The following is a 10155-nucleotide window of genomic DNA, read 5'->3' on the forward strand; positions in this document are numbered from 1 at the left end:
GGCTGGTTCAGGCGGCACAGGCGGGGTCAGCCGGCGCGTCTTCGTCGTTGGCCGCCGGGGTCGCCGGCAGCCGGTGGTAGGTCTGGCCGAGGTCGTCGAACCAGTCGCGGAGCGCCTGCAACTGCTCTTCGCAGCGCTCCAGGGTGTTCATGTGGCGGCGGAAGGCGTCGCCGCCGGGCAGGCCGCGCACGGCCCAGCCGATGTGCTTGCGGGCGCTGCGCACGCCGCTTAGCTCGCCGTACAGGCCGTAGTGGTCGTGAAGATGTTCGGTCAGCACGTCACGCGCCTCTGCCACCGTGGGGGCCGGCAGGTGGCCACCGGTGGACAGGAAGTGTGCGACCTCGCGGAAGATCCACGGCCGCCCTTGAGCGGCGCGGCCGATCATCAGCGCGTCGGCCTGCGTGTAGGCCAGCACGTCGCGGGCCTTCTCGGGCGAGTCGATGTCGCCATTGGCGACGACCGGGATCACCACCGCGGCCTTCACGGCGGCGATGGTGTCGTACTCGGCCAGGCCCGTGTAGCCCTGCTCGCGCGTGCGGCCATGGATGGTGAGCATCGCGATGCCTGCGGCCTCGAAGAGGCGGGCCAGCCGCAGCGCGTTGCGTTCGTCGGCGCTCCAGCCGGTGCGCATCTTCAGCGTGACCGGCACGCAGCGCGGTGCGCACACCGCCACGACCGCCTCGACGATGTCGAGCGCCAGCACCTCGTTGCGCATCAGCGCCGAGCCGGCCCACTTGTTGCACACCTTCTTGGCCGGGCAGCCCATGTTGATGTCGATGATCTGCGCGCCGCGGTCGATGTTGTAGGCGGCCGCCTCGGCCATCATCGCGGCGTCGGTGCCGGCGATCTGCACGGCGATCGGCCCGGGCTCGCCAGCATGGTCTGCCCGGCGCGAGGTCTTCAGGCTGTTCCACAGCTCCTTGCGCGACGTGACCATCTCGCTGACCGCATAGCCCGCACCGAGCCGCCGGCACAGCTGGCGGAACGGACGGTCCGTGACCCCAGCCATCGGCGCGACGAACAGCGCTGTCCCCGCGACTTCAGGGAGGGTGTGGGGGCCGATCTGCACGAGGTTCTGCTTAAAAAAGAGGCGGGATTGTAGCGAGCTGCCTGCCGAAGCCTTGTCCGACACGAAGTCGCCTCGCGCCAGCCCACAATGCCGCTCCATGGAAGCTTGGCTGTCTGAACACATCGCCCAGTTGCTCGCCGCCCTCGCACTGCCCCAGGTGGGGCTGGTGGCGGTGTTCGTCATCGCGTTCATCTCGGCGACGCTGTTGCCGCTGGGGTCGGAACCGGCTGTGTTCCTTGTCGTCAAGGCCGACCCGGGCATGTTCTGGCCCGTCATCGTCGTCGCAACCATCGGCAACACGCTGGGTGGCATCACGAGCTGGTGGATCGGCTACGGCGCCGAGAAGGCGGTCGAGGCCGTACAGCATCATGAGCCGTCCCACTCGCGGGCGATGCGCTGGCTGCAGCGCTTCGGCCCCAAGGCCTGCCTGCTGAGCTGGCTGCCCATCGTCGGCGACCCGCTGTGCGCCGTGGCCGGCTGGCTCAAGCTGCCGTTCTGGCCCTGCGTCGCCTACATGGCAGTGGGCAAGTTCCTACGCTTCGTCTTCTACACCGCCGCCTTGCTGTGGCTCATTCCGGAATCCTGGTTGTCATGAACACGCCCGCCTATCAAGACCTCACCGCACGCCAGCAGCGCCTCTACCGCCTGGCCCACCTGCAAGCCATCGCCCAATGGGACCAGGCGGCCAACATGCCGTCCAAGGGCAACGAGGCGCGCAGCCTGGCGCTGGCCGAGATGAACGGCCTGCTTCACCAGTTGGCGACCGACCCCGCCTTGAAGGGGTTGCTCGACGCGGCTGACGCCGAGCCGCTGGACGAGCTGCAGCACGCCAACCTGCGCGAGATCCGCCGCGCCTGGCGCGCCGCCAATGCCTTGCCGCAGGCGTTGGTGGAAGCCAAGAGCCTGGCCAACAACCGCTGCGAGCACGCCTGGCGCGCGCAGCGCCCGGCCAACGACTGGGCGGGCTTTGCGCCCAACCTGCGCGAGGTGCTGAAGATCGCACGGCAGGAGGCGGACTGCCTGTCGCAGAGCACCGGCCTGAGCAAGTACGACGCGCTGCTGGACCAGTACGAGCCGGGCATGCGCAGCGCCGACGTGGAGCGCGCCTTCGCGCCGTTGCGCCAGTGGCTGCCCGGGCTGATCCGCGACGTCCTCGCGAAGCAGGCCACCGAGACCGTCATCCGTCCGCAAGGCCCTTTCCCCATCGCGGCGCAGAAGGCGCTGGGCCTGGCCGCGATGCAGCTGATGGGCTTCGACTTCGCGGCCGGCCGGCTGGACGAAAGCACGCACCCGTTCTGCGGCGGCGTGCCCGAGGACGTGCGCATGACGACGCGCTACCGCGAGGACGACTTCCTGCCCGCGCTGATGGGCGTCATCCACGAGACCGGCCACGGCCGCTACGAGCAGGGCCTGCCGCGCGAGCTGCTGGGCCAGCCGGTCGCGCTCGCACGTTCGATGGGCATCCACGAGAGCCAGAGCCTCAGCTTCGAGATGCAACTGGGCAGCCACGCAGCATTCGCCGGCCTGCTGGCGCCACTGCTCGTCGAGCATTTCGGTGCCCAGCCGGCCTTCGAGCCCGAGAACCTGCACAAGCTGCTGACCCGCGTACAGCCTGGCTTCATCCGCGTGGATGCCGACGAGGTGACCTACCCCGCGCACATCCTGCTGCGCTTCGACATCGAGCGCGCGCTGATCGAAGGCGATGCCGAGGTCGACGACATCCCGGCGCTGTGGGACGCGAAGATGGCCGAACTGCTCGGCCTGGACACGCGCGGCAACTTCAAGGACGGCCCGATGCAGGACGTGCACTGGCCCGCCGGCCTGTTTGGCTACTTTCCCTGCTACACGCTGGGCGCCATGTACGCGTCGCAGTGGTTCGCGACGATGCGCACGCAGCAGCCCGACCTGGACGCCCGCATCGCCCGCGGTGAGCTGGGCGGCGTGTTCGACTGGCTGTCCACCCACGTCTGGCAGGAAGCCAGCCGCTGGGAGACGCCGGAGCTGGTCCGGCGTGCCAGCGGCGAGCCACTGAACCCGGCCCACTTCGAGGCTCATTTGCGCGGGCGCTACCTGGGCGCCTAAGCAGCGCACGGTACTCAGGCCGAGCGCCGGGCCGCCCCAAGCCGGCCCGGTGGGCGATGTGGTTGCGGCTCATTGCTGCAAACATCGTCGCCCTCTCGGGGGACTGTCCGATACCGCCCGCATTCAGGGCGGTATCGGGCGAGGGGCTCTACTTCAGCCAGCCGTCGTGCCGTTGGTCTTGGCGCGGTGGATGCGCGCACTCTGGCGGCTCTCCGCGCGCTGGACATGCTGCTGCTCACCCGCGCCCACATGGCCGTCGGCGGCGGCATGCGCCTCGGCGCGGTCGACATGCGCCTGGCCCTGCTCCAGTCGCGCGGCCTCATGCTTCGTCAGCGCGCCGGTCTGCAGGCCGTTCTCGACCCGCTTCTCCTGGTTCACGTTGCGCTGCACGTCGGCCTGCATGCGCTGGCTGGAGGCTGACAGCGGGTTGCCATTGACGCCGTTGGACTCGGCCGTCCTGATGTCGCGGCCGGCCTTGTTCTGCGCAGTGCGCAGTTCGCGACGCTCCGTCGCGCTGAGCTTGCCGTCCTTCATGTCCCGGGCCTGCAGCTTGTCCACCTTGGCTTCGTCGCGCTCGACCAGGGCGGCTTCGCGGGTGGTGATCTTGCCGCTCTGTAGACCGTTCTCGATGCGCTGCTGCTGGTTCACGTCACGCTGGACGGTGGACTGGGCCGCAGGGGCTTGCGCCATGGCGGCGCTGGCAAACAGGGCGAGGGTGGCGGAGGCGATGAGGGCGATCTTCATGGTGAGGGTCCTTTCAGCGGTCAGCGACGGCTGGCCTGAGCAGACAACGCCTCTGATGCGGCCCTGCGACGACGTGGCGGCGCGCGTTTGCGTGAGCGGCTGTAACACCCGACAGCCTGCAGACAGCACCCCTGCACCGGCAAAAAATAAGCCGCCTGATGAGGACGGCTCAAGTTCTTAGCGAACGATCTCTTCCAATCCATCGCGCTTCCCCGGCCCCCCGGCCATCTCCGCGCGTGGCACCCGGGATTGTTGTTGTCCGGGCTGGGCCGATGCCTGCGGGCATCGACCGTGGCGCCATTCTGAGCACGGCCGGCGTGCTTCGCACCCCCGTAAGCCCAGGGGTGATGGGGCCGGCCGTGAACGCCGTCACAGCAACAGCGCCAATCGCTCCAGGATCAACACGGCGAAGAACGCGAGACCGGCGATGACCGTCCATTTCAGGATGATCAGCCCGAGCCGCCGCCAGCGTCTCTGGCCCGTCGCGACGGACAAGGCCAGGCAGACGATGGCCGAGAACAGCAGCAGGCCGATGAGCAGGCGGGCAAACATCATGCGACGCGCCTCACCACGCCGGCGCCAGCTCGGCGAAGCCCTGTGGCGCCTGGCGCTCGTCGTCGAAGGTGACGACTTCGTAGGCGGCCTCCTCGGCCATCAGCGCGCGCAGCAGCTTGTTGTTCAACGCGTGGCCGCCCTTGAACGACGTGTAGGCCGCCAGCAGGGGCATGCCGGCGACCTGCATGTCGCCGATGGCGTCGAGGATCTTGTGCTTCACGAACTCATCGTCGTAGCGCAGGCCGTCGGCATTCAGTACCTTGTAGTCGTCCACGACGATGGCGTTGTCCATCGACCCGCCCAGCGTCAGTCCACGCGAGCGCATCAGGTCGATGTCGGCCGTCATGCCGAAGGTGCGGGCACGCGCGATCTCCTTCTTGTAGAGACCCGAGCCCATGTCGAACACGAACTGGCTGCCGGTGGCGGCAACGGCCGGGTTGTCGAATTCGATCTCGAAGCTCAGCGTGTAGCCGTGATGCGGCTCCAACCGGGCCCACATCAGCCGCTTGCCTTCGCCCTGGCGTACTTCTACGGGCTTCCTGACCTTCAGGAAGCGCTTGGGCGCGTCCTGCATCGCGATGCCCGCGGACTGCAGCAGGAAGACGAAGCTGGCCGCCGAGCCGTCCAGCACCGGCACCTCGTCGGCATTGATGTCCACGACCAGGTTGTCCAGCCCGAGGCCCGCGCAGGCGGACAGCAGATGCTCGATAGTCTGCACCTTCGGCGCGCCTGGGTCGCCGCCGGGGCTGATCGTCGTGGCCATGCGGGTGTCGCTGACCGACATCACGCCCACTGGGATGTCAACCGGCGGGCACAGGTCCACGCGGCGGAAGACGATGCCGGTGTCGGCGGGCGCCGGCCGCAGCGTCAGCTCGACCTTCTGGCCGCTGTGGATGCCCACGCCAACCGCGCGCGTGATCGACTTCAAAGTGCGTTGCTTGACCATGCCGGGATTGTCCCGGAATCAGCCCGGCGGCTTGCGCTCTACAGGCAATCGCAGCGATAGCCGCGTCCCATTGCCGGGCGACGAGTCGATCCGCAGCTTGCCACCCAGTCGCTGGGCGCGCTTGATCTGGCTCTTCAGCCCGCGGCCATGCTGGATGTTCTGCAAGTCGAAGCCGGCGCCGTCGTCCTCGACGCGGATCTCGACATAGCTGCCATGGTGCCGCGTGACCATGCGCACGCGGCTGGCCCGCGCATGCTTGAGCACGTTGTTCAGCGCCTCCTGCATCAGGCGCAGCACGTGCAACGCATCGGGCGGCTCCAGCCATTCGAGTGGGGGCAGGTCCTGCACGTCCCAGTCGAGCTTGAGCCCACCGGTCTGCAGCCGCTTGCCGAGGCGGTAGCGCATCGTGGCCAGCAGCGAGACGAGGTCATGGCCGACGGGCTCCAGCGAGTCGATGACCAGCCGCAGGTCGTCCACGCACTCGCGCAGCACCTCGACGACCTTCTCGTGCGACATGTTGCCCTGCTCCACGGCGACCAGCGCCGACAGCAGCGAGGAACCGAGGCCATCGTGCATGTCGGCCATGATGCGCTGACGCTCCAGCAGCAAGGCCTGCTGCCGCTCGGCCTCGCGCAGCTGCTCGTTCTGCACCTGCAGCACGGAGATCTGCTCGTCGAGGTCTTCCTGCAGCTGGCTGTTCTGCGCCTGCACCTCCTCGACGGTGCCCACATAGCGGCGCTGCACCGCATGCAGGAAGCTCAGCATGACGACGAGCGTGGCGAAGGGCATCAGGAACACATGTTCCGGCCAGGCCCAACCGGCCAGTACGGCGAGGTCGTGCACGCCGATCAGCAGTCCCACGACAAGTGCGAGCGCCATCAGGCGTACCTCGGCATGCCGCTCGCGCCAACCCATGACCGCGAGCCAGGTAGTGCCGGTGCCTGCGACGAGGGCCGTCACGGTGTACTGCAGCACGACCATGTCGATCTGGCGCAGCCACAGCGGCATGCTGACGACGCTGACCAAGCCGACCGCGCCGATCAGCACCTGCTCGAAGCGTCGCGCCCGCTGCTTAGCAAAGCGCATAGCGAACAGCAAGGCCGACAGCATGACCCACGCCATCGATGCATGCGTGCCCCACCAGAACCAGTCCTGGGCCAGCGGTGAGGCCGGCAAGCTGACGTAGTAGTGCAGGTTGCGCACCATCCAGGCCAACGCCGTGAGCCCGAACAACGCGTAGATCGCCTCGTCGCGCCGGCGCAGCCACAGCGTCAGCGCGAAGAAGCCCAGCACGGCCAGCGTCAGCGTGACAGCCTGCGGCAAACCGCTCTGCATGCGCACGCGCCACTGCCAGCGCTTCTCAAGCACGTCGCGCGGCCCAAGCCACATGCGCGACACCGCGTGGTAGCTGCCCGCCGGCACCGGCAGCGCGACGACCAATTCCAGCCCCCGCGCGCCATTGCCCGGCAGCGGCAGGTAAATGGGCTGCACCCACTGCTCGCGCTCGGCATACTGGTTGTCCAGCAGCATCTGCCAGCCACTCTCGGTATGCATCAGCACGGCCGCCGACAAGGTCACCAACCGGGGCAGGTAGAGCGCCTGCGGGTCCTCCTGGCCCGGCGGCAGCCGCAGCCGGTACCAGCGCATTTCGTAGGTGCGGTCGTTGCCAACGACCGCCGCGCTGGGCCGCGCCCGTACGTCGGGCAGCGTGACCGGCCGCCAGGCCGCCGCGTCCTCCGGCGGCATCAGCTCCGGTGACAGCTCCACCACGCCATTGCCACCGACGGCCTGGTGGCGCAGCGCCGCCCACCAGGCGTCCAGCTGGTCGCGCGTCCAGGCGGTGGTGGCGAGTTCGGCCGGCGCTGCCTCATCCGCCGGCGCGCTGGGCTGAGGCAGGCGCTGGGCCCCGGCGGGCAGGCAACTGATCAGCAAAAGCAGCAGCAGCCAGCCACGCAGCACGGCGCTCAGCTCAGACATCCTGGCGAATCGTGGGTGTCGACATGGGCCGCGAGCATGCCACAGCGTCAGGCAGCGTCCCAATCTGGTGCGGTGGACGGCAGTCTCCGTTCGCCTCGGAGGGAAGGAGGCTTGCCCGACCGGCCCGACGGCCTAGGCCACGCAAAGCAGATCCGCAAAGCAGAAGGGCGGACCTGCCGGCCCGCCCTTCTTTCGGCGATCGAAGAGGTGGCGATCGTCAATCGGCCTGCTTGCGCAGGAAGGCCGGGATCTCGATCTCGTCCATGCCGTTGGACGACAGCGCCTCGACCTTGGCGGCCGCGCTGCCCGAGCGGCCATGGCGCCAGACGCTGGGCACGTTGGCGTTGGCGAAGTCACCCAGGCCCAGGCCAACGTTGGCCTGCTGCGCCGTCGCCGGCGCGGCCATGGCCACCGCCTGCGTCAGAACCGGCATGGCCATGCCATCGGTGCCGTTGCGCACGACTTGCGTCGTCTGCACCACCTGCAGCGGTGCCTGCTGGCGGGCACGGCCGGCCGTCAGGCCCGTCGCGATGACGGTCACGCGCAGCGCATCGCCCAGGCTCTCGTCATAGGCGGTGCCGTAAATGATGTGCGCGTCTTCCGACGCATAGCGCTTGATCGCGTTCATCGCGTTACGCGACTCGCTGAGCTTGAAGTTCGCACGGCTTGCAGCGATCAGCACCAGCACGCCGCGCGCGCCGGACAGGTCGATGCCCTCTAGCAGCGGGCAAGCGACGGCCGCTTCGGCGGCCTTGGTGGCACGGTCGGGGCCGGTGGCCTGGGCCGTGCCCATCATGGCCTTGCCCGGCTCGCTCATCACCGTCTTCACGTCTTCGAAGTCGACGTTCACGAGACCGGGGATGTGGATGATGTCCGAAATGCCGCCAACGGCGTTCTTCAGCACGTCATTGGCATGCGCGAAGGCCTGATCCTGCGTGACGTCATCGCCCAGCACATCGAGCAGCTTGTCGTTCAGCACGACGATCAGCGAGTCGACATTGGCCTCCAGTTCGGCCAGGCCGGTATCGGCAGCCTTGGCGCGGCGGCCGCCTTCGAACTCGAACGGCTTGGTGACGACACCGACTGTCAGGATGCCCATTTCCTTCGCGACGCGTGCAATCACCGGGGCGGCGCCGGTGCCGGTGCCACCGCCCATGCCGGCGGTAATGAACAGCATATTGGCGCCGGCGATGGATTCGCGAATGCGGTTTTCGGCTTCCTCGGCAGCCGCCTTGCCCATTTCGGGTTTGGCGCCGGCACCCAGACCGGACGTGCCGAGTTGCAGCAATTGGTCGGCCTTGGAGCGGTTGAGAGCCTGAGCGTCGGTATTCGCGCAGATGAATTCAACGCCTTGAACGCCCTGGGCGATCATGTGGTCCACGGCGTTGCCGCCGCCACCACCGACCCCGATCACCTTGATTTGGGTGCCTTGGTCAAACTCTTCGATCATCTCAATGGGCATATCAACCTCCTAACTGGTGCAATTGTGCCGCGGCACTGTGTGATTGACTAGTTGCAGAAACAACTTTTTAGTGGGTTTGGGGGGTCAAAAATTCCCCATGAACCAATCCTTGACTCGACCGAGCAGGGTTTGCACGGAGCCCGCCTGCTGGGCCGCCTTGAAACCCCGACTGCGCGACAGCCGCGCTTCCTCCAGCAGCCCCATGACGGTGGCCGAACGCGGGTTCGCGACCATGTCGTAAAGCGCGCCGGAATACGTCGGCAGGCCGCGCCGGACAGGTTTCAGAAAAATATCCTCGGCGAGTTCCACCATCCCCGGCATGACGGCAGAGCCGCCAGTCAGCACAATGCCGCTGGACAGCAATTCCTCATAGCCCGATTCCCGGATGACCTGGTGGACGAGGGAAAAGATTTCCTCCACCCGCGGCTCGATGACGCCGGCGAGCGCCTGCTTGGACAGCATGCGGGGGCTGCGGTCTCCCAGGCCGGGCACTTCTACCTGGTCCGCCGGGTCGGCCAGCAGCTGCTTGGCCACGCCGTGCTCGACCTTGATTTCCTCGGCGTCTTTGGTCGGGGTGCGCAGCGCCATCGCGATGTCGCTGGTGATCAGGTCGCCCGCGATGGGTATCACGGCGGTATGCCGGATCGAGCCACCGGTGAATATCGCGACATCGGTTGTGCCGGCGCCGATATCCACCAGCGCCACGCCCAGGTCGCGCTCGTCAGACGTCAGCGCCGCGTGGCTGGAGGCGCTGGGGTTCAAAACCAGCTGATCGACTTCCAAACCACACCGTCGCACGCATTTGACGATGTTTTCCGCCGCACTTTGGGCGCCGGTCACGATATGGACCTTGACCTCCAGCCGACCACCGCTCATGCCGATCGGTTCCTTGACCTCGTGGCCGTCGATGACGAATTCCTGCGGTTCGACCAGCAGCAGGCGCTGATCGTTGGGGATATTGATGGCCTTGGCGGTTTCGACGACGCGGGTCACATCGACCGGCGTGACCTCCTTGTCACGCACGATGACCATGCCGGTGGAGTTCTGACCGCGGATATGGCTGCCGGTGATCCCCGTGTAAACCCGCGATATTTTGCAGTCAGCCATCATTTCGGCCTCTTTCAAGGCCTGCTGGATGGACTGCACAGTGGCATCGATATTGACGACCACGCCACGCTTCAAGCCATGCGAAGGCGCGACACCCAGCCCGGCGATGCGCAATTCACCGCCCGCCAAAACCTCGGCCACCACCGCCATGATCTTGGCGGTGCCGATATCCAACCCGACGACCAAATCCTTGTATTCCTTGGCCATGTCCGT

The 10155-nt window shown here is 67.4% G+C and carries 9 protein-coding genes; 2 read left to right on the plus strand and 7 right to left on the minus strand.

Annotated elements, in window-relative coordinates; genetic code table 11:
- Window positions 1-7 precede the first annotated feature (7 nt).
- On the minus strand, window positions 8-1069 hold the full coding sequence (gene dusB / locus LXT13_RS18250) for a tRNA dihydrouridine synthase DusB (protein WP_349254845.1): 1062 nt from the start codon (window positions 1067-1069) through the stop codon (window positions 8-10).
- A 97-nt stretch (window positions 1070-1166) separates the two neighbouring features.
- On the opposite strand from dusB, the gene LXT13_RS18255 reads away from it, so the two are divergent.
- The gene (locus LXT13_RS18255; RefSeq protein WP_233373382.1) at window positions 1167-1664 is read left to right on the plus strand and encodes a YqaA family protein; all 498 of its coding nucleotides are present in this window, start codon (window positions 1167-1169) and stop codon (window positions 1662-1664) included.
- Entirely contained in the window at window positions 1661-3151 is a 1491-nt protein-coding gene (locus LXT13_RS18260) for a carboxypeptidase M32 (RefSeq protein WP_233373383.1), read from the plus strand. The genes LXT13_RS18255 and LXT13_RS18260 overlap by 4 nt, the downstream gene beginning before the upstream one ends.
- Before the next feature lie 153 nt (window positions 3152-3304).
- Here the strand turns inward: LXT13_RS18260 and LXT13_RS18265 are convergent, their stop codons facing one another.
- The 6 genes from LXT13_RS18265 to ftsA form a co-directional block, all read right to left on the minus strand.
- Complete coding sequence (locus tag LXT13_RS18265) at window positions 3305-3895, minus strand: hypothetical protein (protein ID WP_233373384.1); 591 nt, start codon at window positions 3893-3895, stop codon at window positions 3305-3307.
- A gap of 369 nt (window positions 3896-4264) precedes the next feature.
- Window positions 4265-4450 carry a hypothetical protein gene (locus LXT13_RS18270; RefSeq protein ID WP_233373385.1) on the minus strand — a complete coding sequence of 62 codons (186 nt, stop codon included), beginning with the start codon at window positions 4448-4450 and terminating at the stop codon, window positions 4265-4267.
- 10 nt (window positions 4451-4460) lie between these two features.
- Window positions 4461-5396, minus strand: a complete 936-nt coding sequence (gene lpxC, locus LXT13_RS18275; protein WP_233373386.1) for a UDP-3-O-acyl-N-acetylglucosamine deacetylase — start codon at window positions 5394-5396, stop codon at window positions 4461-4463.
- 18 nt (window positions 5397-5414) lie between these two features.
- Window positions 5415-7373, minus strand: coding sequence for a sensor histidine kinase (locus tag LXT13_RS18280; RefSeq protein WP_233373387.1), 1959 nt, complete (start codon window positions 7371-7373; stop codon window positions 5415-5417).
- A gap of 217 nt (window positions 7374-7590) precedes the next feature.
- Window positions 7591-8835: a cell division protein FtsZ gene (gene ftsZ, locus LXT13_RS18285; RefSeq protein WP_233373388.1), complete on the minus strand. Its 1245-nt coding sequence runs from the start codon at window positions 8833-8835 to the stop codon at window positions 7591-7593.
- An 84-nt stretch (window positions 8836-8919) separates the two neighbouring features.
- Window positions 8920-10149: a cell division protein FtsA gene (ftsA, locus tag LXT13_RS18290; RefSeq protein ID WP_233373389.1), complete on the minus strand. Its 1230-nt coding sequence runs from the start codon at window positions 10147-10149 to the stop codon at window positions 8920-8922.
- Between the last annotated feature and the right edge of the window lie 6 nt (window positions 10150-10155).

This window comes from Pelomonas cellulosilytica, from assembly GCF_021353265.1.
GTDB lineage: Bacteria > Pseudomonadota > Gammaproteobacteria > Burkholderiales > Burkholderiaceae_C > Pelomonas > Pelomonas cellulosilytica.